Below are 24,992 nucleotides of genomic sequence, written 5' to 3'. Positions count from 1 at the left end.
CTCCCCTTTGTGGTTGGTTTTTCCCGCCTTATCGGGAAGTGATCTGGCAAAGCACCGTGTAGCTGCCCACCGCAAAAATGCGGGAGGACGACGGCACCTGAATGGTCACCGGCAGCGTCTGCTGTCCGGCCGTGATCTGAAGGTTCTGACAATCCAGCTGTGCAACCACACTGTCGGGCAGAAGATTTTCAATTTCATCCTTCGGGCCGTAAAGCGTCACATTGCTGACCCGCTCCGACTGTACGGTGATATCATAGTTGCTGGGCATATTGATAGTCCTGATATTGGGCACATTGATGGTTACGCTGGCCATATCCGATGTGTCAAAGCTCAAGGTCACGCTGGAGGTATCATCCTGTGCCACCAGACCGCTGGGCAATTCCACCGGCAGCTGATAATCCCGATCAAAGGCAAACTGCTGGCCCAGATCGAAGCTGACAACGCTCAGTTCACTCAGGGCGCTGACGGTACGGGTAGGTCCGGCTACCACCATCGTTTCCTGACTGAGGGTATACTTAAGGCTGGACGTATCAAACCCGGTGGGCACATTGATAAAGTCAATCGCCAGGGGCAGTTCCCGTACCTGATAGATCGTCAGCGTGACGTTGGCACTGGTGGAATCCATGGACGCATACTGGGGCGAGATCACATTGCCGTTTTCATCTCGCATTTCCAGAGCGGTGGTCACACTGGTGCTGTCGGACAATTCCCCATCCACCGTAACGGGTGCCACCACCGAGGTAATGGCATCCAGCTCCGACTGCGGGCCGGAAATTGTGACCTCCGCCGGGACTGAGCTGCTGCGATAGAGCATATAACCGTCGGCCACGCTCAGGTTGGCACTCTCCACGGTAATGGGCAGCGTCTTTTCGCCGACCTTGTCAAACACCACCGTGACCTGCTTGGGTGAGACAACCTGAACCTCAATGTTATTGGTGGAAAACTGCGTGCTGGAGACCCGGGCCTGCAGGCTGAGTGTCTGTTCCCCCGCGCCGCTCACAGTGGAGTAGTTGGGATAAACAATCAGATCGCTTGCCTGCAGCTGACCGATGACCGTACCGCTGCCTTCAACCTTGACCTGTATATTGCCAATCTGCTCGGTCTCAACGATGTCCAGACCGAGAGAGGTATACAGGTTGGAGTTATAGCTGTAGCTGACCTCCGACACAGTAAAGGTCTTGTCCCCCTCGGGATCCAGAGTCAGCGTGACGATGCTCCAGGAAAGAATCGCGCACAAAAGGGATGCCGCCAGGACAAACAGTCTGTTATCCCAGATGGAATGCTTCTTGGCCGTCTGTTCCGGCTTGGGCGCCTTATTTTTGTTTACCATGTACGGCCGTGCCTCCTTTGCCGAAAAGCTGCTGGAGAATCCCCTGTTCTTTGTCGGGTCCGTCCTCCGGCGGAACAATTTCCTCCTGCAGCAGGCTGAACAGGTTCTGTCGGTCGAGCCGGCGGATCAGTACGCCGTTCTTGGCCAGTGATATGATACCGGTCTCCTCACTGACTACAACGACGATGGCATCGGAGTTTTCACTCATGCCCAGGCCGGCACGGTGGCGGGTGCCCATGTCCTTGCCCATTTCCAGGTTGTTCGACAGCGGCAGAACGCATCCGGCGGCCACAATCTGTCCGTCACGGATGACGACCGCGCCGTCGTGCAGCGGGGTTCCTTCATAGAAAATGGTGCCCAGCACCTCGGGAATGACATTGGCATTGAACTGGGTGCCGGTGTGGATAATCTCTTCCAGATTGTTCTTGCGTTCCAGAACCATCAGCGCACCGGTGCGGGTATCCGAAAGCTGCTCGGCCGCATCACAAATGGCAACAATGGCGCTTTGCCACTGGCCGCGCAGGGTGGGTTCCATCTTGCGGGTAAACAGCAGCTTGCTGGCCCAGTTGGTGCTCTGGCCAAGGCGTTCCAGCGTCCGGCGAAGCTCCGGCTGGAACAAAACCACCGCCGCGATAAAGCCGATCTGCATAACGTTGCTGAGCACCCACTTGACGGTACGCAGCCGGAAGTAAAATGCAATGGCATAGAATGCCAGAAACAGCAAGACGCCCTTGACCAGCTGTCCGGCGCGGGATTTGCGCGCAAACAGGATCAGCTCATAAAATGCCACCGCAATGATGATGACATCCAGCAGATCCCGCGTCCAGTCAAAAGAACGGAAATTGCTGATGATGTTGACCAGCTCATTATTCATCAGCGCGCAGTCCTCCTCTCCCCGCCGCAATATACGGCTTCCCGGCCTGTGTCGGGATTCTTTTCAGTATAGCATAGATTTGTCCGTCCGCAAAGCTTCGCGGTTCAATTTTACGCCGGATTACAGAATCAGCGCCACCGCATGGGCGGCAATGCCCTCGCCCGCACCGGTAAAGCCGAGTTTTTCCTCCGTGGTCGCCTTGACGCTGACAGCTTCCACATCAATTTCCAACGCCGCGGCAATGTTTTTCCGCATGGCAGGAATATGCGGGAGGAGTTTGGGTGCCTGGCACAGAATGGTTGCGTCGATGTTGCCCACCGTATAGCCGGCCCCATGCAGCAGCTCCCCCACTTTGCCAAGAAGCATCAGAGAATCCGCACCCTCATACTGTGGATCGTTGTCGGGAAAGTGCTTGCCGATATCCCCCAATGCAGCTGCCCCCAGCAGAGCGTCGGAGATGGCGTGCAAAAGCACATCCGCATCGGAGTGCCCCAACAGGCCTTTTGCATAAGGGATGTCCACCCCGCCCAGAATCAGTTTACGCCCCTCCACCAGGCGGTGAACGTCATATCCGTGACCAATGCGCATGCGGCTTTCCCCTTTCAGATCCTCCACTGTAGTGATTTTGATGTTTTCGTAATCTCCCTGTGTCAGACGGACCGGAAAACCCGCCAGCTCAAACAAACTGCAGTCGTCGGTGACGGTAGAGGCACGGTCGGCGGTGACCAGTTCCAGGGCCTGTCTGTATTTTTCGCGGGAGAAGCACTGCGGCGTCTGCACCGCAAACAGACGGGACCGGTCCGGCGTCTGCTGTACAAGGCCGTTCTCCGCCAGCTTTATGGTATCCTTGACCGCCACGGCAGGGGCCGCCGCGCCGCACTCTGCCGCCGCGGCAAGAGTGCGGGAAATCAGGTCCCGGCTGACAAAGGGACGGGCCGCATCATGGATGGCAACCAGTTCTCCCGTCGCTGCAGCAAGCCCCGCCCGAACGCTGTCGGCCCGGGTTGCACCGCCGTCTACCACACGGGCGTCTTTCCGGCACTGTGCCGCCAGCGCATCACACATCTGCCGGTTTTTGCCTGCTACCAGAATGATCTGGCTCACATCGGGATGGCTGTCAAAGGCCTGCACACTGGCCTGCAGCACCGTCCGGCCATCCGGCAGCCAATGGCTGAGTTTGTCAAACCCCATCCGGCGCGAAGCTCCCGCCGCCACAAGGATTGCAGTAACGGTCGGTTTGGTTTGTGCATGCATGGGCGCTTCCTCCTGCCTGAAATACAGTAATATAGTCCCATTATACAGGCTTCCACACAAAAAATCCACCGCCATACCCGGTATGATTCATAAAAATTCGTAAATTGCCCCACATAAGAAAAAACCTCCCGCAGCCTGCAAAAAAGGCGTTCGGGAGGTTCTGGCTGTGCGTCCGTTTCATAGGGAATCGGATCTGCATTGCTTTTGTTTTGCGCAGCATCAGGCGCGGCGCTTTTTATCCAGACGAATTTTGTCCGAAATCATGGCGATAAACTCCGAATTGGTGGGCTTTCCGCGAAGATTATGAATGGTGTAGCCAAAATAGCTGTTGAGAGTATCCACATCTCCACGATCCCAGGCAACCTCAATGGCATGGCGGATGGCCCGCTCCACGCGGGACGCCGTCGTCCCGTTGCGCTTGGCGATCTCCGGGTAAAGGCGCTTGGTCACCGCATTGATATACTCATGATCTTCGATGGTCAAAAGAATCGCATCGCGCAAAAACTGATATCCTTTGATGTGGGCGGGGACACCAATCTGGTGAAGAATTTCCGTTACAACCAGCTCATCGCTGTCCTGCGAAAAGGTAATATGGGGAGCCGGTGTGCCTGCACATTTGAGAACCCGCGCCGCGAGAACGTTTTCATCAAAGGGCTTGACAAAAAAGAAGGAGAACCCATTGTCGAGAAGCTCCTGCTCCACCGCCTCATTCTGGAATGCGCCCGTCACGAAGAAAGTGGTTTTGGGCCCCTGGCGGCCAACCTGCGCTTCGTAGCGCTGTTTGACCGTGATCGCATCCAGGTCCGGCATGAAGGCATCCAGCAGCGCGGCCTGGGGACGGGTCTCCAACAGTGCTTCCAGTGCCTTGGAGCCGTTGCGCTCACAAATGGTCACGCCAACCCCCTTTTCCTCCAGGGCCGCCTTGCACAGCGCCGAGATATCCGCCCCGGTGTCCGTCATCACAAACTTGATTCTCTCCATAACATGCAATCTCCTTTATGTGAATGTCTGTGTCTTCGTGACAATGGAAATATTACCACTTTTTTCCATATCCTGCAAGCGGATTTTTCAAAAAAATTGATTATTTTCAAATGTTTTGTCCGACAATCTCCCCTTGCAATTTCCAGCCATCCCCAAAAAGCAAACAAATGCGACAAGCTGTGCCCACAAATCCCCGGTTTCTTATTTTGGAAAATAATTGTCTTTATTTCCCATTCATGCCACTGTGTGTCAGTTTTTGGAAATTTGTGACGTGGAACAGGCATCGGCGGCGCAAAGCATCGTTTGTGCAAAAATTGCGTACCCCCGGGAAGGATCGTTGATAAGCACATGAGTGACCGCACCTACCAGGCGGCCGTTCTGCAGGATGGAGCTGCCGCTCATTCCCTGCACGATACCGCCCGTTGCCGAGAGAAGTTCCGGGTCGGTAATCTCAATCATCATGTTTCGATTTGGATCCCCCGCATTGAGATTGACCCGCTCAATGCGAACATCATAAAGTTTTGCCTGCCCCCCTGCAATGGTCGTGAGGATTTGAGCATCACCGACGGTCACCTCCTGACTGTTGGCCACCGGATACTTTGTACCCTGTACGCTTCCGGTCAAAGCGCCGTAGACACCGGTCTCATCATTGGACAGTACCGTGCCAAGAATTGTTTCCCCGGAAAATTCTCCCCGCAGTTCCCCGGGTGAACCGGCCGTTCCCCGCACATAGCCGGTAATACTGACCGGAACAATCTCGCCCGACAGCAAAGAGATGCTTGTACCGGTATCGGTATCACTGATGGCATGGCCAAGTCCTGCAAAGGTACCGTTCTCCGTATCGACAAAGGTCAGCGTGCCGATGCCCGCCGAGGAATCCCGGACCCACACCCCCGCCTTGTATACACCGCTCTGATCTTTGACCGGTGTCAGCGTGCATTGCTGTTTTTCTCCGCTGCGCAGATAAACAACCTGCATTGCTCCCCCTGCCGCCTCTGTGATCGCCGCGCTGAGTTCATCATTGTTGCGCACCGTATGCCCCCCTGCCGAAATGATGAGATCTCCCAGGCGCAGGCCCGCCTCCTTGGCGGGATTTTCACTGCCAAGGCTGGTATACAAATCCGAAAAGGCTACGACCAGAGCGCCGTTGGAAAACATCTTGATGCCAAACGGCGTCCCGCAGACGGTCACCTCCCGGCGTTCGGAGGATATTGCCCGGACTGTCTTGACGGGCACCAGTCCAAACAGTGCCAGCGTACGGTTGGACCCGTCATCCTGGCCCATGCTGCCCGCTGCCACCTCCTGAACGGAAGAGGACTTTTCTTTCAGCCAGGGCATGGAAGCAATGGTCAGTTCCTGACCCTGTTCCACATAAAAAGTATCCGGCAGCGAGCGGTTGATTGCGGTAACGCCGACGCCCGCCGTCACCGCTGCGGCCAGAATCAGCGCGGCCGCACGCCGGAACAGCTTGTGCATTGTTATCATCTCCCTGCTTTAGAGTATGTGCAGGGAGAGGGCGAATTATTGTATTTTTTGTTTTTCCTGATTTTTCGAGTCTTCCTTGCCTCCTTGTACGGATGGCCGGGAATTGACAAACCCGGCCCGTCTTGCTAAACTAAAATTTACAGTTCAAACTATGCGGGTATGGCGGAATTGGCAGACGCGCTGGATTTAGGTTCCAGTGGGCAACCGTGTGGGTTCGACCCCCACTACCCGTACCATGTCGGAGCAAGTATTTTATCACTTGCTCCGACTTTTTTACAAAAGTCAGATCGTGCGGCAATGTTCCAAACAAGAAATCCATTTTTTCAAAAACAGTTTAAAAACAAACTGCTCTCTTTTTGTTGAGAAAGTATGATTTGAGGGTGGAAACATGATTCTATTGATTACGGGCGCTTCCCACACGGGAAAAACGGTTTTGGCACAAAGGATTCTTGAAAAGCATCATATTCCTTATTTATCAATGGATCTTTTGAAAATGGGATTGATCCGAAGTGGCTATACGAACCTAACGCCGGAGGACGATAATGCGCTGCAAACCTATTTGTGGCCGATTGTTCAGGGAATGATAAAGACTGCGATTGAAAACCGGCAAAACCTTGTTGTCGAAGGCGGGTATATTCCTTTTGGATGGGAAAAAGGCTTCTCTCCCGAGTATTTGAAAGAAATACGGTATTGTTGCCTTGTCATGAGCAGTCAGTATATTGAAACTCACTTTTCGGATATCAAAAATTATGCCTGCGAAGTTGAAAAACGCGCAGACGATTCATGGTGTACCAAGCAATTTCTTTTAAAGGAAAATGCGTATTATCTGGATATGTGTCAAAAATACAAGTATACACCATCTTTGATCGATGAAACCTATCGGATAGATTTGGATTTTTCCATCGAAAGCAATCCATGAATCTTTGGATCCTGCATTACACCTTCTCGAAGACACCATTGATATCGTATAGACGGCGATCCGCTTTTACTGAGGTGGCCGCCCCTTTGGGTTCCAGAGGGCAAACGTGTGAATTTGGCTCTCACTGCCCGTACCATATCAAAATACGGCATCCAGTATTTCAAAAGCCCGGACAGCAGCGTCCGGGCTTTTCTTTGTATATCGCATTCCCGCCGTACCGGCCTTTTCTCCCGGTTTGCCGGACAGCAGCATCCATGCACCGCTCCCGGATCTGCACAGCTGCTCATTCAGCCTTGTATTTCTTCCCCCTTCCTATTGAACATTTTTGCTGGAATGTACGACATTTCCTCTGAAAATAAGGTGCACGCCAAAATATTATCGCAGGATCGTTTTTCCAGTCTTTCAAATTCAGCTTGACTTTGTCAAGTTTGCGAGTTATACTTGACCAAGTCAAGAAAAGGAGTTGACGGTTTGATGTTTCAGACTCTGGCTTACTATGCCACTGTATTTCACCGTGATTTTGTCACCTACACAACCACACGTCTGCAGGCGCTTGGCCTGAACTTCGGTTCCCTGTTTCCGGTGATTTATGTGGGCAAGCATCCCGGCTGCACCCAGGCAGAGCTGACTGCCGACCTGCATCTGGACTGGGGGTACTCCCAGCGCTGCATCACAAAGCTGGTGGAGGACGGCTTTCTCACCCGGGAAAAATCAGGGCGCGCCTATCACCTGGATCTGAGCGCAAAGGGCAAGCAAGCGTTCGCCGTCAGCCATCAGGTCTTTTTTGACTGGGACGACGAGGCCCTGGCATCGCTGGATGCGGAGGAACGGAAACAGCTGTTCTCCCTCTTGACAAAAGCAATCCAGAAAGAAGCAGATACCACATGTACGAAACCATTCACAGCCCCCTGAATTACGGCGGGCTGACCTTAAAAAATCGAATCATTTTTGCCCCCACCAGTCTGGGGCTGCCCCGGGAAGAAATGCTGGAACGGCTGCGCAGGATTGCCGCCGGCGGATGCGCCATGATCATCATCGGCGATGTGCCGGTCCTCCCTCACGGGTTCGGGCCTTCCCTGTACACGTCAAAAGGGCAAAAGTTCTACCGGGAGATCGCCGACACGGTCCATGAGCAAGGCTGCCTGCTGTGCGCTCAGCTGCACCAGTCCGACTCCGACCTCAAGGGCATGATCCGTTATATTCCCGGTGTGCTGACCAAACGCCTCTCTATGGAAGAGCTGCGTCCTCTCCTGAACCAGCAGGTCGGCCCTTACATCACCGGCCTGCCGGAGAAAAAAATCGCCCGCATCACCCAGGTCTTCGGTACCGCAGCCGAGTTGGCCGTACAGGCAGGCTTCGACATGGTACAGGTCCACGGCGACCGGATGTGCGGCAGTTTCAGTTCCTCCCTGTTCAATCACCGCACCGACCGGTATGGCGGCAGCCCTGAGAACCGTGCCCGCTTTGCCGTAGAGGCCGTGTCCGCCATCCGGCGCCGCCTGCCGGAACTGCCCATCGACTACAAGCTTGCCGTGCGGCAGGAAAATCCCCACTACGGAAATGCCGGCGTACTGGAATCGGAGCTGCCGGTGTTCGTTCCGCTGCTGGAACAGGCCGGCGTCACCAGTTTCCATGTGACGTTGGCCGATCACGGTGAGCTTTCCGATACCATCCCGCCGAAAAAGCACCCCGAATTCGGTCAGGAGGGATGCTTCCTCAAATTCTGCGATGAAGTCCGAAACCTGACTTTGCTGCCCATCTGTGGAGTGGGTGGTCTGACCGACCCCGATTTTATTGAGCAGCAGCTTGCCTCCGGGCGCATTGACTGCGCTGCCATGAGCCGCCAGCTGACCGCCGACCCGGACTGGCCGAACAAAGTTTTTTCCGGACACGCTGGAGAAATTCACCGTTGTGCCCGCTGCAACAAGGAATGCCTGGGCGGCATGATGGCCCACCGGGGCGTCCACTGCATTTATGAAAGGAAGGAAACCAAATGAGCTACGCAATTGTATACAGCAGCCGCACCGGCAACACCGCCATGCTGGCCAAAGCCATTCAGGAAATTCTGCCCGCCGGGGACTGCCTCTATTTCGGCGCTCCCGACGCCAGGGCACTGGCCGCCGATACCATCTATGTGGGCTTCTGGACCGACAAGGGCAGCTGTGACGAACAGGTTGCCGAATTCCTCAAGAGTCTGACTGGTCAGAAGGTGTTTCTTTTCGGCACCGCAGGCTTTGGCGGAGCGCCTGCCTATTTTGCACAGATCCTTGACCGCGTGCGTCAGAATCTGAACGACAGCGTTGCTGTTATCGGCACCTACATGTGCCAGGGTAAAATGCCCGAAGCTGTGCGTACCCGCTATCTGTCCATGGAGGAAAGCCCCCGCCGCACCGCCATGCTGCAAAACTTTGAGCAGGCGCTGACCCATCCCGACACAGCGGACCTCGCCGCCCTGAAAACAGCGGTAACCGAATAACATCTCCGGTTTGTTCTTTCTCATGCCGTGAGCCGTATTCCCTGCGGCGCCCGTCTCTCTCAGAGGTCGGGCGCCTCCTTTTTTGCCCGCACCTTGCCCATCCGCTCCTGTATTTCAAAGTAAATACAACAAATCAAGAGTTCTGTCTGGTAGACAGCACCGGCGTCACATGCTACAATATTTTCCAAATCAGCAGAGTGCGCGCCTATCTTTTTTCGTGGCAGCATTTGAGGCAAGCTTCTCTGCTTCAGGAAAGGATTTTCCCAATGCACAACAAAAAACCGTTGCTTTTCTTGCTCTGTGCCGCAATTCTGGCGCTGATCGTCAAATACAGTGACTCCATTCTGCAGGCAATACAGCTGATCTTTTCTCTTTTGATGCCCATTTTCATTGGCTGCGGCATTGCGTACGTGCTCAATCTGCTCATTGTGCGACTGGAAGCACTGCCGGTGCTTGCCGGCGAAAACAGCCGTTTTCGCCCGGCCCGCCGGGTTCTGAGCATTACCGGGGCTCTGGTTATTATCGTGGCAGTGCTGGTTCTTCTGGTCGTGATTATTCTTCCTCAGCTGGCAGATGCCTTCCGCGTGATGTTGCTGGGCATTCCGCCGCTGCTCGACCAGTTTGCCGAATGGCTCAATTCCTTTGCTGACCCGACGCCGCAGATCCAGCAGTGGCTCAATACCCTTGACATTAACTGGCCGCAGTTTCTCGAGAAAGCCGCAAACTATCTGACCTCCGGCATGGGCAGTATTTTTTCCTCCGCAGTATCCATCGTCAGCAATGTAGGCGGCCTCGTCATGCAGGTTGTGATCGCCTTTATCTTTGCCCTGTACCTGCTGGCCGGCAAGGAACATCTGGCCGGCCAGTGCCGCTCCCTGGCAGAGGTTTATCTGTCCCCCAAAACCTATCGGCGCCTGATGTATGTTTTCTCCACCGCCAACGAGACCTTCTCAAAATTTTTCATCGGGCAGTTCACCGAGGCCATCATCATCGGGGTCCTGTGCACCCTCGGTATGCTGCTCTTCCGCTTTCCCTACGCCACCATGGTCGGCACTCTGGTGGGCGCCACAGCGCTTTTGCCGGTGGTGGGTGCTTATCTGGGGGCCGGTGTGGGCGCTTTTATGATCCTGACCGTCAATCCCCTGCAGGCCATTGCTTTCCTTATCTTCATTGCCATCCTGCAGCAGCTGGAAGGCAATCTGATCTACCCCCGTGTCGTCGGGTCCTCCATCGGCCTGCCGGGCATCTGGGTTCTGGCTGCCGTCACAGTGGGCGGCGGTCTGGGCGGCATCTTCGGCATGCTGCTCGCCGTTCCTGTCACCGCCACCGTTTACAAGCTCATCCGCAGCGACGTACACAAGCGCAAGGCACAGGCCGGGGACAAAGCCCAGGCCGAGCCTGTGGCCTGACGGTGTTTTCCTGCCGTGCCTGTTTGATTCCGATTTTCATAAAATACAAAACCTCCCCCATACCGGTGATCGGGCCGATACGGGGGAGGTTTTCTGTTAATTTTTTCAATCAGCGCAGTCCGGCGCTTTTGGCAAAGTCATCCATTGCCTGAGAGACCTTGATTTTCTGCGGGCAGATTCCTTCGCAGCTATGGCAGGCAATACAGGCGCTGGGGCGGGCCGCTTCCGGCAAGGTGCGGACCTCTTCCACCACCGAAGCATCCTTGCTGAAACGGTATTCATTATACAGCGCCAGCAATGCAGGGATATCCAGATGTGCCGGGCAGCGGGTGGTACAGTAACGGCAGGCGGTGCAGGGCAGCACGCCGCCCGCCACCATGCTGTCGGCCACAGATACCGCCGCATCAAACTCAGCCCCGTTCAGAGGCTGCTCCGTGCGGAAAGTCTCCACATTGTCCTCCAGCTGCTGCATGCTGGACATGCCCGACAAAATCATGGTCACGCCGGGTACCGCCTGCAGGAAGCGGAACGCCCAGCCGGGTACCGATTCCTCCGGGCGCAGGGTGCGGAGCTTTTCAGCTGCCGAGCGAGGCAGATTGGCCAGCTTGCCGCCTCGCAGCGGCTCCATGACCCAAATGGGGACCTTGCGCTCGTTGAGCAGTTTCACCCGGGACTTGGCATCCTGATAATGCCAGTCCATATAATTGAGCTGAATCTGGCAGAATTCCAGATGCTCGCCATACGTATCCAGCATCCGCTTGAGGGTATTGTAATCGCCATGGCAGGAGAAGCCAAGGTGACGAATCCGGCCCGCCGCCTTCTGCTCCAGCAGATAGCGCATCAGACCCTTGCTTTCGTCCAGATATCCGTCAATGGTATCCTCACAGACGTTATGGAGCAAATAGAAGTCAAAATACTCCACGCCGCACTTTTTGAGCTGCTCCTCAAAGATTTCGGGGGCACGATCAATATTGGCCGCGTCATAACCGGGGAACTTGCTGGCAAGATAATAGCTTTCCCGAGGATACTTGCTCAAAATCCGGCCCGTTACAATCTCCGACTTGCCGCCGTGGTATGCGTAGGCGGTGTCGAAATAGTTCACCCCGCTGCGGATGGCGTAATCCACCATCTCAGCAGCCTTTGCCTCGTCAATATCTCCGTCGCCGCTGCCATTTTTGGGCAGGCGCATCATACCCAGCCCCAGTGCCGAAAGTTCCAGATTTTGGAATTTTTTATGCAGCATATCCATCCACTCCTTTTTGTTTCCGTTTTCCGCCATATACGCCGTTGCAAGTTTCGGCCGTCCATTCCCGGCTGATCTTTCCCGGTACAGGATTCAGCCCTGCCTGTCACAGTTGCCTTTTTTGAGCTGGTAGATCAGGTAGTCCAGGCAATCGACTTTCTGCTGTTCCCGGTGGAGCTTTTCCATCAGGTGACAACGCTGGCAGCGCAGCATCTGAATCAGTTCCTGCATCCGGCCTTCCTCCAGAAGCCGAAGGTACTGCTGTGTCTTTTCACAGTCGCAGCCGGCATCCAGCAGATTTTGCTCCACAGCTTTGCGCGCCGGGATCTCCCAATCCATGCCCATAATGTTCCTCCCACGGTGGTTGCTCTCTTTCGGTCGGAAAACACTTTGCACCATCCGGGAGACTGGCCTTTTCATTCAGCGTAGCATCTATTTTGCTCCGCGTCAACTGCCTTCCAGGGCAGCAGGCCTTTCCCCGTGTTTTCCCACACGTCTCTGCCTATGATTGTATGGCATCCCTTCCCTATTATCAAATACCTATATCAAATATCCTTCCATGCTTGACAGCTATGAAAATGCAATGCTATAGTTTCCATAAACTACAGGCGAAAGGGGGCCGACCGGCATGGAATTGCGGGTACTGCAATATTTTCTTGCCGTAGCACGGGAGCAGAGCATCTCCGCCGCGGCGGAGACACTGCATCTTTCCCAGCCCACTCTGTCCCGTCAGCTGAAAGAGCTGGAGCAGGAACTGGGCAAACAGCTCATGGTCCGGGGCAGCCGCCGCATCACCCTGACGGAAGAAGGCATGCTGCTGCGCAAACGCGCCGAGGAGATTCTGGATCTGGTACATAAAACCGAGACCGAGATCCTTGACTCGGAGGAAACCATATCCGGTTCGGTCTGCATCGGCAGCGGCGAGACCAACGCCGTCCGTCTGCTGGCCCGGGCGGCAGAGACCATGCGCTGCCTGTATCCTAATGTGCGGTTTCAGATTTCCAGCGGAGATGCCTGCGATGTGTGCGAAAGTCTGGACAAAGGGTTGATCGACTTCGGCATCCTGATCGGCGGCACCGACTACACCTATTATGATTATATGGAAATCCCCGCCCGGGACAGCTGGGGGATTCTGATGCGGAGGGATGCACCGCTTGCCCTGCGCGACTCCCTCCGTCCGGAAGATCTGTGGGACAAGCCGCTCATTCTCTCCCGCCAGACCTGTGACAGTTCCGACATCATGCAGTGGCTGCAGCGCAATCAGGAGCAGCTGAATCTGGTGGCCACCTACAACCTTGTCTACAACGCCTCCCTGCTGGTGGATGAGGGGCTGGGGTATGCCTTTGTGCTGGACAGGCTCATCAACACCACCGGCAGCAATCTCTGCTTCCGTCCGCTGGAACCTCCTCTTGAGGTCAGGCTTTATGTGGTGTGGAAAAAGTACCAGCTCTTTTCCAAGCCGGCAGAGAAATTTCTGGAAGTGCTCAAGGCGCAGTTCCGAAACGAACACAGCTCTCAGTAAGGGGCATCGTCATGTGGGCTGTCACACTTTTCTTTTGGGGCATACTATGCTAAAATTCGGACGGTTATCCGTTTTTTCGCACATTTTCACGGAGGTTTTTCCATGTTGATTCAACGTCTGGGAATTCTGCGCCTTTCCGAGGATTCCTGCCGTCTGCTGGCCCAGCGGGTCTACTGCACAGGGCTGGCCTTATTGCTCATTCTGAGCGAGGTGTTCAGTTCCAACATCCAATCCACCCTGCCTGGGCTGAGTTCCCTGTTCCGTGCGGCTCTGACCGGCCTGGGAATCCTTCTGCTGCTGGCCAAATGCCTGCTGCTGACCCGCTATGAAACAAAAGCCCAATGGTTTTTGCTGGGAGGCGTCATCCTTTATACAGGTTTTGCCGCATGGTACGGGGACGATCACTGGTTTGTGCTGGCTGCGCTGGTGGGGATGGGCGCCAAGGATGTGGACCTGAGAAAGGCCGTACAGGTCTTTTTGGCGGTGACCGCCGCCGGGCTGGTTCTGGTACAGCTGCTGCACTACACCACCCCCTTGGTCCCCTTCAAATACTACTGCCGGAACTGGGATTACGGGTATGGCCATTACAACGGCTACGGTGCCCGGCTGATCGGCGTCTTTTTCGCCTGGAGCTGGCTGCGCTGGCCCAAGCTGCGCTGGTTTGACTGGGGCGGACTTGTCCTGCTTTTGCTGTACACCCTGTTCGTGCCCATCTGCCGCGGCGCAGCCGGAGCCATGCTTCTGCTGCTTTTGCTGTTTGCCCTGCAAAAAGTGCTGCCGCGCATTTTCGAGAGCCGCATCTACCACGGTTTGCTGCTGGCGGTGTATCCGGTGCTGACGTTATTCAGTGTGCTGGCGGGATACTTCTTCGATCCGGCGGCACCCGACCGTACTCCCATCCTCAAGAAAATCGACCGGCTGTTTTCGGGACGGTTTGAGATCTGGCACAACGTTTTTTGGGAAACGCCCCTCTCCCTGCTGGGCGGCGTCCCCACCGACGGAGACGAACACCATTCCATCGACAACATGTACCTTGCGTTGCCCATGAACAAGGGTTTGTTGGGTGCCATTCTGGTGGCAGCAGTCTTTGTGATCCTCCTGTGGCGGCTTTGCCGGGGGCATCACACAGGCGAGCTGCTCTGTATGACTGCCATGATGGCGTATCTGCTGATGGAAAACAAGGTATTCCTCGTTTCCGCCAACCCGCTGCTTCTTCTGCTGCCCTGTGTCTTATTCAAGGCCCGGAACACGCCTCTGCCGGTACTGTGTCCCACGGCAGAGCCCCAGCGCACCGCCGTCACGGCCGGAGCCTCCGGGCGCTGAATTTCTCCTTTGGATATATGTAAAACCGCATCCCCGTGCGTGCCTTTCCGGCTGCATGGGGATGCGGCTGTTTTTGGCGAATTGCCTTTTTATACACAGGCGGCAAAATCTCCGCTGCGCAGGATGATCTCTCCGTCTGCTCCCACGTCTGCGGTGAGGGACTCTCCCGGCACGGTATCGCCGCTGGCGATCCGGTCGGCCAGTGCCTGCTCCACGGCACGCCCCACCTTGCGGCGGAGTTCCCGCGCTCCGTAGGAGGGGACCTCGGTTCCCGCCAGTGCTGCTGCGGCCGCGGGGGTATGGAGAAGGGTATATCCCTGCACGGCGGCGCGCTCCTCCAGCTCGCCCAGAAGCCGGTCGGCAATGCGGGTCAGCTGCTTGGGGCCGAGGGGATCGAAGAGTACCACCTCATCCATACGGCCCATGAGCTCGGGGCGGAAGTAGTTTTTGGCTTCCTGCAGGGCTTTTTGTGCCCGGCGGTCTGCCTCCTCAGCGGCGGCGCCAAACCCCATGGGGGAAGTCTGCCCCGCCAGGCACCGGGCTCCCAGGTTGGAAGTCAGCAAAATGATGGTATTGGAAAAATCCGCCTTGCGCCCCTGGGCATCGGTCAGGCAGCCGTCCTCCAGAATCTGCAAAAGCACATTCTGGATGTCGCTGTGGGCCTTCTCGATCTCATCAAAGAGCACTACGCTGTAGGGTCGGCGGCGGACTGCCTCGGTGAGCTGCCCGCCTTCGTCATGCCCCACATAGCCCGGGGGCGAACCGATCATCCGCGCCACCGTATGCTGTTCCATATACTCGCTCATGTCAAAGCGCAGCAGAGCCTTCTCGCTGCCGAACCAGCTTTTGGCCAGCGTCCGGGCAAGCTGGGTCTTGCCCACACCCGTCGGTCCCAGAAACAGCATGGCGCCAATGGGACGGCCCGACTCCCGCAGACCGGTGCGGCTACGCCGGATGGCCGCTGCCACCGCTTTGACAGCCCGGGGCTGGCCCACTACTTCCTGGGAGAGCCGGTCCTCCAGCTGGTACAGGCGCTCCCGTTCCGCTTCTCCGACTCGCTCCACCGGCACTCCGCTGGCCTTGCTGACCACCCGCGCAATATCCTCCGGTTTCAATTCCGGCATGGGGCCGTTGCGATGGTCCGCATAGAGGATCCGGGCGGACGCCGCCGCCTCATCCAACAGATCGATGGCTTTGTCCGGCAGATATCGCCCCGGCAGGTACCGCACGCTCAGCTCCACCGCCGCGTGGATGGCCTCCGCCGGAATGGCAATGCCGTGGTAGCGCTCGTAACGGGGCATCAATCCGGCCAGGATCTTCTCGGCGGACGCCGGTGTAGGTTCCTCCACAATCACCTTGCCAAAACGGCGGTCCAGCGCCGAATCCTTCTGGATGGTACGGCGGTATTCCTCCTGGGTGGTGGCACCGATCAGCTGGATTTCTCCCCGGGCAAGCATGGGCTTGAGAATACTGGCGGCATCGATGGCTCCCTCCGCCGCACCAGCTCCTGCGATGATGTGGATCTCATCAATAAACAGAATGGTGGAACGGTCACGGTACAGCTCCTCCAGCAAATTTTTGAAGCGCTCCTCAAAATCGCCGCGGTACTTGGTGCCCGCCACCATGGAGGCCATATCCAGAGACAAGACCCGTTTGCCCCGCAGGCTCTGGGTCACCTGCCCCGAGGCAATTCTCTGGGCCAGGGCTTCCGCCAGGGCGCTCTTTCCCACACCCGGTTCTCCCAACAGGCAGGGGTTGTTTTTCTGTCGGCGGCAGAGGATCTCGATCATGCGGTCCAGCTCGGCATCCCGGCAGAGAACCGGGTCCAGCTGGCCTTCCTGCGCCAGGCGGGTCAGGTCGCGGCCATACTTCTCGCTGGGACGGCTGCCCCGGGAGGTGTTCATCCGGGGCTGAGCCGGCAGCACCAGCTGTCCCGACAGCTGTCGGCATTCCCTTGCCGCCTGGGGGACCTCCACCCCCAGCTCCGCCAGCCAGACACTGGCGGTACAGGCGCAGTCCTCCAGCATGGCACACAGCAAATGCTCGTTCTCTGCACGGGGTACCCGGGCGGCCCGGGCCCCCAGTACCGCAAACTCCAGCGCCTTGCGTGTCTCAGGCGCCAGATCCCTTGTCTTGAGCCGCACCGGCGTGCCGTGGCAGCTGCGGCGCCCGGCACATTCCAGCAGAGCCGTCTGTGTCACATGCTTGCCCCGCAAAAATTCTACTGCCGGGCCTCCGTCCGTTTCCAGCATGGCCAGCAAAAGGTGACCGGTATCGGCACTGGTGCATCCCTCCCGTGCGGCCAGCGTCAGCGCGCGGCCCACCGTGCGGCAGGTACGGCGCGAAAGTCCTTTTTGAAAATATAGCATACGCATTTTCCCCCTTGGCAGGCAGCCGTACTTGCTGCGGCATATCCTCCACGGACAGTATAGGCGAAGGGCGGGCAAATAATCATCGAAAGCGGGCAAAATGCATGGCGGCAAACCGCAATCCGTGCTATAATAGGTGTCGGATTTTTTGTGCTTTACCGGTGCAGTGCAGGAAATTCTTTCGCTGTTCCGAGAAAGTTGCAGAAAATCAATCCACGGAAAGGCTGGAATGTTATGCGCAGATTGTTCCGTTACATCCGCGGTTACGAAAAGGAGACCGTGATCGCGCCGCTTTTCAAAATGCTGGAGGCCTGCTTTGAGCTTCTGGTCCCCATCGTCATGGCCACCATCATCGATGAAGGCATCAAAAATTCCGATGTGCCTCTGATCTGGCGCCAGTGCGGACTGCTGGTCCTGCTGGCCGTCGTCGGCATGGTGTGCAGCCTGACCGCACAGTATTTTGCCGCCAAATCGGCATTGGGCTTCGGCACCGCCCTGCGGCGGGATCTGTTCGCCCACATCGATACCCTGTCCTATACCGAACTGGATCACATCGGCACGCCCACCCTGGTCACCCGCATGACCAGCGATGTCAACCAGGTCCAGAATGGCCTGAATATGACCCTGCGCCTTTTGCTGCGCTGTCCTTTCATCGTCATCGGCGCCATTGTGATGGCATTTACCATCAGCCCCCGGCTGACGCTCTGGTTTTTGCTCATCACCGCCGTCATCTCCCTCATCATTTATCTCATCATGCGGGCAACGGTGCCAGTGTATCACAAATCCCAGAGTGCTCTCGACCGCGTCACTCTGCTGACCCGGGAAAACTACGTGGGTGCTCGGGTGGTGCGTGCCTTCTCCCGCCAGGAAGATGAGATGGCCGACTTTGCCGCCACCAATGACCGGCTGCGGGATTTCCAGCTGGCTGCGGGACGCATCTCGGCCCTCATGAACCCCCTGACCTATCTGGTGGTCAACCTGGGCGTCATCGCCGTTCTCTGGTACGGCGGACGAGAGGTGGATACCGGCACGCTCACCCAGGGTGAGATCACCGCCCTCATCAACTATCTGAGCCAGATCCTGCTCAATCTTCTCCGTGTGGCCGACCTGGTCATTGTGGCTACCCGCGCCATTGCCAGCGCCCTGCGCGTGACCGAGGTGCTGAACACCACCTGCACCATGCCCGCCCCCGCCACCGCCGAGCTGGAAGGCGATGCTGCGGCTTCGGCGGTGGCCTTCGACCGCGTGGGCTTTACCTACAGCGGCGCAGGTGCTCCCAGCCTGGAGGACATCACCCTGCACGCAGCCCCCGGTCAGACCATCGGCGTCATCGGCGGTACCGGCAGCGGCAAGACCACCCTGATCGATCTGATCCCCCGCTTTTACGATGCCACCGTGGGGCAGGTTTCTCTCTTCGGGCACAATGTCCGGGAGTACAGTTTTGCCCAGCTGCGCCGGCTGATCGGTATTGTACCCCAGAAGGCGGTGCTGTTTACCGGCACCATACGGGACAACATGCGCTGGGCCAAGCCCGACGCCACCGATGAGGAGATCTGGACCGCCCTGGAGATTGCCCAGGCAGCGGATTTCGTCCGCGCCAAGCCGGGCGGGCTGGATGCCCCGGTGGAAACCGCCGGGCGTAACTTTTCCGGCGGCCAGCGCCAGCGCCTGACCATCGCCCGGGCCCTGGTCCCCATGCCCCGCATCCTGATTCTGGACGACAGTGCTTCGGCCCTGGACTACGCCACCGACGCTGCCCTGCGCGCCGCCATTAAGGAAAAGACCCACGGCATGACGGTCTTTATCGTCTCCCAGCGCGCGGCCTCGGTGCAGCGCGCCGACCAGATTCTGGTGCTGGACGACGGCAAAACCGCCGGGCTTGGTACCCACGCCCAGCTGCTCAAGGGCTGCGAGGTTTATCGTGAGATCTGCCTGAGCCAGCTTTCCAAGGAGGAGGTGTCCCGCACATTATGAGCAAGCAGAAAAAACTCCGCAAGGCGGACGCCGCCACCATTCGCCGCGTGCTGGCCCTGATTGCCCCTTACCGTCTGTCGGTGGCTGCCACCCTGGTACTGGCCGCCGTGACGGTCATCTCCACGCTGTATGCCCCTGTCCTGACCGGCCAGGGGGTCGATCTGATCGTGGGCCCCGGCGATGTGGATTTTGCCGCCCTCATCACGCTGGGGGTGCAGCTTCTTGTGACCATCCTCATCACGGTGACTGCTCAGTGGGTTATGAACCTGGTCAACAACCGCATCACTTTCCAGGTGGTGCGGGACATCCGGGTTAAGGCCTTTGAACACATGCAGGTGCTGCCCCTGAGCTATATGGATGCCCACCGCCCCGGCGATGCCATCAGCCGCATCACCACCGACGTGGAGCAGTTCTCCGACGGTCTGCTCATGGGATTTACCCAGCTGTTTACCGGTGTGCTCACCATTCTGGGCACTCTGGGCATCATGCTGGTCATTGAGTGGCGCATCGCCCTCATCGTTGTGCTGCTGACCCCCCTGTCCATCTTTGTGGCCCGCTTTATCGCTGAGCACACCTATTCCATGTTCAAGGTCCAGAGCGAGACCCGCGCCGAGATGACCTCTCTGGTGGAGGAGCTGGTGGGCAATGAACACCTTGTCCGGGCCTTCGGCTACGAGTCCCGCGCCGAGGAACGCTTTGAAAAGATCAACCTGGACCTGCAGCGCTGCGGTATCCGGGCGGTCTTCTACTCCTCCATCTCCAACCCCGCCACCCGCTTTGTCAACTCTCTGGTGTATGCGGCGGTGGGCGTCATCGGTGCGTTTCTGGCCATCGGCGGTTCCATCACCGTGGGCGGGCTCTATGCCTTCCTCAACTACGCCAACCAGTACACCAAGCCTTTCAACGACATTTCCAGCGTCATGACCGAGCTGCAGAACGCCCTGGCCTGCGCCCAGCGGGTGTTCGACCTCATTGACGAGGACCCCATCCGTCCCGACGCCCCCGACGCCAAGGTCCTGCCCCACGGTGCCGGAAAGGTGGAATTCGATCACGTCAAGTTCCGCTATGTTCCGGATGTGCCCCTCATTGAGGACATGTGTCTGAAAGCCGAGCCCGGCCAGCGCATCGCTCTGGTCGGCCCCACCGGCTGCGGCAAGACCACCCTGGTCAACCTGCTCATGCGTTTTTACGAGATCAACGGCGGTTCCTTACGGGTAGACGGTCAGCCCATCGATACAGTGACCCGGGATTCCCTGCGTGCCAACTTCGGTATGGTGCTGCAGGAAACCTGGCTCAAGGCCGGAACCATCGCCGAGAACATCGCCTACGGCAAGCCCGACGCCACCCGGGAGGAGATCATTGCCGCCGCCAAACAGGCCCGAGCCCACAGCTTTATCTGCCGCATGCCCAACGGTTACGACACCGTCATCTCAGAGGACGGCGGCAACATCAGCCAGGGGCAGAAGCAGCTGCTCTGCATTGCCCGCGTCATGCTGCGCCGCCCGCCCATCCTGATCCTGGACGAGGCCACCTCCTCCATCGACACCCGTACCGAGATCCTGGTCCAGAGCGCCTTTGAGGAGCTGATGAAAGGCCGCACCAGCTTTATTGTGGCGCACCGCCTTTCCACCATCAAGAATGCCGACTGTATCCTGGTCATGAAGGCGGGCAATATCATTGAGCGCGGCACCCATGAGGAACTGCTGGCCAGGGGCGGCTTCTATGCCCAGCTGTACCAGAGCCAGTTTGCCAGGAGCTGACCGCCCGCCGCGCACAGTTTGACGCAGCCGGGTACAGCCGCTATAATGGAACATATTCCCCGGTTTTGACAAAAATCCGGGATCTGAGCAGAGAGGATGGAAGTCATGTCCAACATCGTCATTCCGAAGAACTACAAGAGCCCCCTGGGCCTGTATGATACCCAGAAAGCCATCGGTCTCATCAAGACCATCTTTCAGGAAAAGCTCTGTGCGGCGCTGCACCTGAAGCGGGTCACTGCTCCCCTGTTTGTGGCCCACGGCAGCGGCCTGAACGACGACCTGAACGGCGTGGAGCGCCCCGTGGCCTTTGACGTTCCCTGTCTGAACGAGAACGCCGAGGTGGTGCACAGCCTTGCCAAGTGGAAGCGCTATGCCCTGGGCAAGTACGGCTTCCGCGCCGGTCAGGGCCTTGTCACCGACATGAACGCCATCCGCCGGGACGAAGAACTGGACAACCTGCACAGCATCTATGTGGACCAGTGGGACTGGGAAAAGGTCATCACCGACCGCCAGCGCAATCTGGAATTTCTGGAGGACACCGTCCACGACATTGTGGATGCAGTCTGCGGCACCGCCGACGAGCTGCGCTGGAAGTTCCCTGCCCTGAAAAAGATTGCCCTGAGCCGGGATGTGACCTTCATCACCTCCCAGGAGCTGGAGGACCGTTACCCCAACCTGACGCCCAAGGAGCGGGAGAACGCTTTTGTCAAGGAGCACAAGACTGCCTGCATCCTGCAGATCGGCGGCAAACTGCGCAGCGGAAAGCCTCATGACGGCCGCGCTCCCGACTACGACGACTGGGCCCTGAACTGTGATATTCTCTTCTGGCACAAGGCGTTGGGCTGCGCGCTGGAGCTGTCCAGCATGGGCATCCGCGTCAATGCCGAGAGCCTGCGCAGCCAGCTGGAGGAAGCCGGCTGCCCCGAGCGGGCCGAGCTGCCCTTCCACAAAATGTTGCTGGCCGGGAAACTGCCCCTGACCATGGGCGGCGGCATCGGACAGAGCCGCCTGTGCATGCTGCTGCTGGGCAAGGCTCATGTGGGCGAGGTCCAAGTCAGCCTGTGGGATGCGGAGACGATTCAGGCCTGCAAGGAAGCCGGGATCGCCCTGCTGTAAAAGTCGGTGGTTTTCCTTTCAGGATATTGCCTGCCCTTTTTGAATTCATGCAAAAGAGCTGTGCTCCTTGTTTGGGAGCACAGCTCTTTTTTACACTGATTGTATGCCGGAATATACCTGTCAGGCTTCCGATGCCCTATTTCGGAGAAGCTCCGCCAGCAGGCGGGCGCTTTTTTCCCAGGAATAGCGCGCCAGCACCCCGGCTGCATTGTGCCCCGGGGTCACCTCATCCACATTGCCGGGGTTGGTGTTCAGGTCAATGTAATCGGCATGGCTGCCGTAAACTTCCCGCATACAGGGAGTATCGCTGACAAGGACCCGGGGTGCCCCGCAGGCGATGGCTTCCAGCGGCGGAATGCCGAAGCCTTCGTAGAGCGTGGGGAACAAAAAGGCCTTGCAGTTTGCCATAAGAGTTTTGGCCTCTCCGTCCGAGACATAACCCAGGTAGCGCACATTGGGGAGATCTTCCAGCCCCATCTCCCCCGCCGCCTTTGCCAGATTGCCGCCGCCTGCAATGGCAAACATGGCCTCCGGCTTTTCTCTGGCCGCTCTGAGCACCCAGGGGAAGTTTTTGTTTTTCAGCAGGTTGGACATGGAAAAATAATATTCCCCGGGATGAAGTTCCGGCCACTTGTCAAAAGCGTTCGGGTCAGGCTGGGTGCGCTGCATATGCTGCCAGGCATTGGGGATGACCGTGACCCGGGAGGGGGCCACACCATAGTACCGCTGCAGTTCACTGCGGGAAAACCGGGATACTGTAATGATATGTTCCGCTTTTTTGGCGATCACCCGGTACTGCAGCCGGTGCCAGGCCGCACTCAGGCGGCCCCGGGCATCGGTGTAGAAATCCGGGCGGGCACGATAGCAGACATCATGCACCACCACCATGCCGGAAAAGCCGAACAGCGGCATGACGTTGCAGGTGCAAAGGCCCTTCCGGCCCTTCTGACGGAGATATCTGGGATAGTCCATCTGCTCCCACAGCATGCCGCTGCGGCTGCCCCAGGGCACCACCCGGATATTGTGGTACTCCGGCGTTTTTACACCCTGGGGCACCACAATCTCCAGCTCCCCGGGAGAGAGGATATTATCCAGCTCCGCCAGAAGCTCGATGGAATACCGCTGAATGCCCGAAACACGCTGGGCGAAAAACGCTCCGTCCACTGCATACATAAGCCTATCCTCCGTCAGATCAGTCCGCGCTTTGCCTTGAGCGCCAGCACCCGGGCTGCGCTCTCGTCAATGCGGGATTGGGGAATGGTACCGTCCTCCACAGCTGCCATCACTGCGTCAAAGGCCTCGGCCAGACCATCTGGCATAAGCAGGATATCCACCCCAGCCTGCACGGCCAGCACCGCAGCCTGCCCCGGTGTATACAGCCCGGTGATGCCTTCCATGGCCAGGGAATCGGTGACGATGACACCGTCAAAGCCCAGCTCCTGCCGCAGGCTCTGCAAAAGCGGCCGTGACAGGGAGGCCGGTGTATCCTCTCCCGTGACCTGCGGGGCAGCAATATGCCCGGCCATTACCAGATCTGCCCCGGCATCGATTCCGGCCTGAAAAGGAACCAGCTCACAGGAGAGCAGTTCCTGCCAGCTCTTTTGGGTCACAGCAAGGGCCTTATGGCTGTCCTCCGCCGTGTCGCCGTGCCCCGGATAATGCTTGAGGCAGCAGAGGACCCCCGCCTCCTGGAAGCCCTCCACCGCCGCAGCGACCATCTCCGCTGCCTGCTGCGGGTCATCGGAAAAAGCCCGCCGACCGATGACGGGATTGTCCGGGTTTGTGTTGACATCCGCAACTGGGGCAAAGTCCAGGTCAATGCCGTATTGTACCAGGTATCTGCCGATGGAGGCAGACATTTCCCGCACAGCCTCAGCACCGCCGGAGGCAGCCACCTCTGCAGCGTCAGGATAATCCGGCAGCTCATCAAAGCCCGGGTGATTGGCCAGCCGGGCCACAGAGCCTCCCTCCTCATCCACGGCAACAAGAAGCGGGATCTCCCCCGCCTCATGCAAATCTGCGGTAAAAGCGGTGAGCTGTCCGGGATCGGTGAGGTTTTTGCCGAAGATCACCATCCCGCCCACCGGATATTGCCGCAGCGTCTCGCCCATGGCATCGGTGAAGGCGGTCGCTCCCCGGGCATCGGCGTCGTCAATGCGGGATTGGTCCTGTGCCGGGTCCAGGGCGTCGGGGCGTACGAAAAACAGCTGTCCCACCTTCTCCCGCAGGGACATGCCGGCCAGAAGTTCCTCAATTTTCTGCGCGGCATCCCCAGCCTCTCCCTTCGGCTGAGAGATGGCCGAATCCCCTTCCGCACTTTGTTCGGAAGCATCGCCCGGCAGCGGGCCGGAAGAGACCGCCTTCGGTACGCAGCCGCCCAGCAGCATACAAAGTCCCAGAACAAATGCGAGAGTCCCGTTTTTTCGGCGCATTGTTTCCTCCCCGCCTTTCTGTATGGGCTCTTTGCTTACTTATGATATTTCATGCCCGCATTGATGGAAAAAGCCCGGTAAAGCTGCTCGGTCAGCACCAGGCGGGCCATCTGATGGGGCATGGTGATGCGTCCCATGGAGATCTTTGCCTGGGCAGCCCGCTTGACACTGTCTGCCAGTCCGTGGGAGGAACCGATGACAAAGGCCATGTCTCCTGAGCCGCTCATGGCCCGGTCGGCAATCATGGCGGCCAGTTCCTCGCTGGAGATCTGCTTGCCCTCAATGCACAGCGCGGCCAGGTATTCCCCCTTGCGCAGCGACCCCAGAATGGCCTTTGCCTCCTTGTCCAGAGCCTTGGCAATCTGAACGTCACCGGCATGGCGTTCATCCACCATAACCTCCGGCAGTTCTATGATGCGGAAATTACAGAAAGCCGACAGCCGTTTCTGGTACTCGGCCACACCCGCGGCGTAAAAGGAGGTGCTGAGCTTTCCGATACAGATGAGATCAATGTTTTGCATGGCG

The 24,992-nt window shown here is 57.8% G+C and carries 21 protein-coding genes, 1 tRNA gene and 1 pseudogene; 11 read left to right on the top strand and 12 right to left on the bottom strand.

The window, feature by feature from the left end:
* Positions 1-28: 28 nt before the first annotated feature.
* The 6 genes and pseudogenes from INF35_RS00805 to spoIVB all read right to left on the bottom strand — a co-directional run bounded on the left by INF35_RS00805 (position 29) and on the right by spoIVB (position 5,915).
* On the bottom strand, positions 29-1,330 hold the full coding sequence (locus INF35_RS00805) for a CdaR family protein (RefSeq protein WP_193499689.1): 1,302 nt from the start codon (positions 1,328-1,330) through the stop codon (positions 29-31).
* On the bottom strand, positions 1,314-2,204 hold the full coding sequence (cdaA, locus tag INF35_RS00800) for a diadenylate cyclase CdaA (RefSeq protein WP_193499688.1): 891 nt from the start codon (positions 2,202-2,204) through the stop codon (positions 1,314-1,316). Before cdaA ends, INF35_RS00805 begins: the two co-directional genes overlap by 17 nt.
* Positions 2,205-2,324: 120 nt before the next feature.
* The gene (gene ispF / locus INF35_RS14155; RefSeq protein WP_235983115.1) at positions 2,325-2,792 is read right to left on the bottom strand and encodes a 2-C-methyl-D-erythritol 2,4-cyclodiphosphate synthase; all 468 of its coding nucleotides are present in this window, start codon (positions 2,790-2,792) and stop codon (positions 2,325-2,327) included.
* Positions 2,793-2,816: 24 nt separating this feature from the next.
* Positions 2,817-3,458, bottom strand: a pseudogene (gene ispD, locus INF35_RS14150) (2-C-methyl-D-erythritol 4-phosphate cytidylyltransferase); the annotation flags it as partial.
* A 219-nt stretch (positions 3,459-3,677) separates the two neighbouring features.
* On the bottom strand, positions 3,678-4,439 hold the full coding sequence (spo0A, locus tag INF35_RS00790; protein ID WP_193499686.1) for a sporulation transcription factor Spo0A: 762 nt from the start codon (positions 4,437-4,439) through the stop codon (positions 3,678-3,680).
* A 249-nt stretch (positions 4,440-4,688) separates the two neighbouring features.
* Entirely contained in the window at positions 4,689-5,915 is a 1,227-nt protein-coding gene (gene spoIVB, locus INF35_RS00785) for a SpoIVB peptidase (protein WP_193499685.1), read from the bottom strand.
* A 162-nt stretch (positions 5,916-6,077) separates the two neighbouring features.
* Here spoIVB and INF35_RS00780 point away from each other — a divergent pair.
* The 6 genes from INF35_RS00780 (at position 6,078) to INF35_RS00755 (ending at position 10,728) form a co-directional block, all read left to right on the top strand.
* A tRNA-Leu gene (locus tag INF35_RS00780) sits at positions 6,078-6,160 on the top strand.
* A 152-nt stretch (positions 6,161-6,312) separates the two neighbouring features.
* Positions 6,313-6,843 (top strand): P-loop NTPase family protein, encoded by a 531-nt coding sequence (locus INF35_RS00775; RefSeq protein ID WP_193499684.1) that lies wholly within the window; start codon positions 6,313-6,315, stop codon positions 6,841-6,843.
* A gap of 474 nt (positions 6,844-7,317) precedes the next feature.
* A complete protein-coding gene (bilQ, locus tag INF35_RS00770; protein WP_193500495.1) occupies positions 7,318-7,755 on the top strand; it encodes a bilirubin utilization transcriptional regulator BilQ in 438 nt (145 codons plus the stop codon).
* A complete protein-coding gene (gene bilR, locus INF35_RS00765) occupies positions 7,728-8,840 on the top strand; it encodes a bilirubin reductase (RefSeq protein ID WP_193499683.1) in 1,113 nt (370 codons plus the stop codon). Before bilQ ends, bilR begins: the two co-directional genes overlap by 28 nt.
* Complete coding sequence (bilS, locus tag INF35_RS00760) at positions 8,837-9,319, top strand: flavodoxin family protein BilS (RefSeq protein WP_193499682.1); 483 nt, start codon at positions 8,837-8,839, stop codon at positions 9,317-9,319. The genes bilR and bilS overlap by 4 nt, the downstream gene beginning before the upstream one ends.
* 266 nt (positions 9,320-9,585) lie before the next feature.
* Complete coding sequence (locus INF35_RS00755; RefSeq protein ID WP_193499681.1) at positions 9,586-10,728, top strand: AI-2E family transporter; 1,143 nt, start codon at positions 9,586-9,588, stop codon at positions 10,726-10,728.
* A gap of 109 nt (positions 10,729-10,837) precedes the next feature.
* Here INF35_RS00755 and INF35_RS00750 read toward each other — a convergent pair whose 3' ends face one another.
* Together INF35_RS00750 and INF35_RS00745 are read right to left on the bottom strand one after the other, a co-directional pair.
* Complete coding sequence (locus tag INF35_RS00750) at positions 10,838-11,971, bottom strand: aldo/keto reductase (RefSeq protein WP_193499680.1); 1,134 nt, start codon at positions 11,969-11,971, stop codon at positions 10,838-10,840.
* 93 nt (positions 11,972-12,064) lie between these two features.
* Complete coding sequence (locus INF35_RS00745) at positions 12,065-12,316, bottom strand: hypothetical protein (RefSeq protein ID WP_193499679.1); 252 nt, start codon at positions 12,314-12,316, stop codon at positions 12,065-12,067.
* A 283-nt stretch (positions 12,317-12,599) separates the two neighbouring features.
* On the opposite strand from INF35_RS00745, the gene INF35_RS00740 reads away from it, so the two are divergent.
* On the top strand, positions 12,600-13,493 hold the full coding sequence (locus INF35_RS00740) for a LysR family transcriptional regulator (RefSeq protein WP_193499678.1): 894 nt from the start codon (positions 12,600-12,602) through the stop codon (positions 13,491-13,493).
* 102 nt (positions 13,494-13,595) lie between these two features.
* Complete coding sequence (locus tag INF35_RS00735; RefSeq protein ID WP_193499677.1) at positions 13,596-14,816, top strand: hypothetical protein; 1,221 nt, start codon at positions 13,596-13,598, stop codon at positions 14,814-14,816.
* 89 nt (positions 14,817-14,905) lie between these two features.
* On the opposite strand, the gene INF35_RS00730 is transcribed toward INF35_RS00735, so the two are convergent.
* Positions 14,906-17,185 (bottom strand): ATP-dependent Clp protease ATP-binding subunit, encoded by a 2,280-nt coding sequence (locus INF35_RS00730; protein WP_193499676.1) that lies wholly within the window; start codon positions 17,183-17,185, stop codon positions 14,906-14,908.
* A 234-nt stretch (positions 17,186-17,419) separates the two neighbouring features.
* On the opposite strand from INF35_RS00730, the gene INF35_RS00725 reads away from it, so the two are divergent.
* From INF35_RS00725 to asnA, 3 genes are all read left to right on the top strand, one after another.
* Positions 17,420-19,159 carry an ABC transporter ATP-binding protein gene (locus INF35_RS00725; protein ID WP_193499675.1) on the top strand — a complete coding sequence of 580 codons (1,740 nt, stop codon included), beginning with the start codon at positions 17,420-17,422 and terminating at the stop codon, positions 19,157-19,159.
* On the top strand, positions 19,156-20,919 hold the full coding sequence (locus INF35_RS00720) for an ABC transporter ATP-binding protein (RefSeq protein WP_193499674.1): 1,764 nt from the start codon (positions 19,156-19,158) through the stop codon (positions 20,917-20,919). Before INF35_RS00725 ends, INF35_RS00720 begins: the two co-directional genes overlap by 4 nt.
* A gap of 105 nt (positions 20,920-21,024) precedes the next feature.
* Complete coding sequence (asnA, locus tag INF35_RS00715) at positions 21,025-22,035, top strand: aspartate--ammonia ligase (protein WP_193499673.1); 1,011 nt, start codon at positions 21,025-21,027, stop codon at positions 22,033-22,035.
* 120 nt (positions 22,036-22,155) lie between these two features.
* Here asnA and INF35_RS00710 read toward each other — a convergent pair whose 3' ends face one another.
* Genes INF35_RS00710 through INF35_RS00700 form a run of 3 tightly spaced genes read right to left on the bottom strand, consistent with a single transcriptional unit; the run spans position 22,156 to position 24,988 of the window.
* Positions 22,156-23,208, bottom strand: coding sequence for a glycosyltransferase family 4 protein (locus tag INF35_RS00710; RefSeq protein ID WP_193499672.1), 1,053 nt, complete (start codon positions 23,206-23,208; stop codon positions 22,156-22,158).
* A 14-nt stretch (positions 23,209-23,222) separates the two neighbouring features.
* Positions 23,223-24,467, bottom strand: coding sequence for a beta-N-acetylhexosaminidase (gene nagZ / locus INF35_RS00705; RefSeq protein WP_193499671.1), 1,245 nt, complete (start codon positions 24,465-24,467; stop codon positions 23,223-23,225).
* Between the two features lie 35 nt (positions 24,468-24,502).
* Positions 24,503-24,988: a 23S rRNA (pseudouridine(1915)-N(3))-methyltransferase RlmH gene (locus INF35_RS00700; RefSeq protein WP_193499670.1), complete on the bottom strand. Its 486-nt coding sequence runs from the start codon at positions 24,986-24,988 to the stop codon at positions 24,503-24,505.
* Positions 24,989-24,992: the final 4 nt, after the last annotated feature.

This window comes from Gemmiger gallinarum (assembly GCF_014982805.1).
GTDB lineage: Bacteria > Bacillota > Clostridia > Oscillospirales > Ruminococcaceae > Gemmiger > Gemmiger gallinarum.
This window is presented reverse-complemented; position numbering and strand designations above follow the sequence as displayed.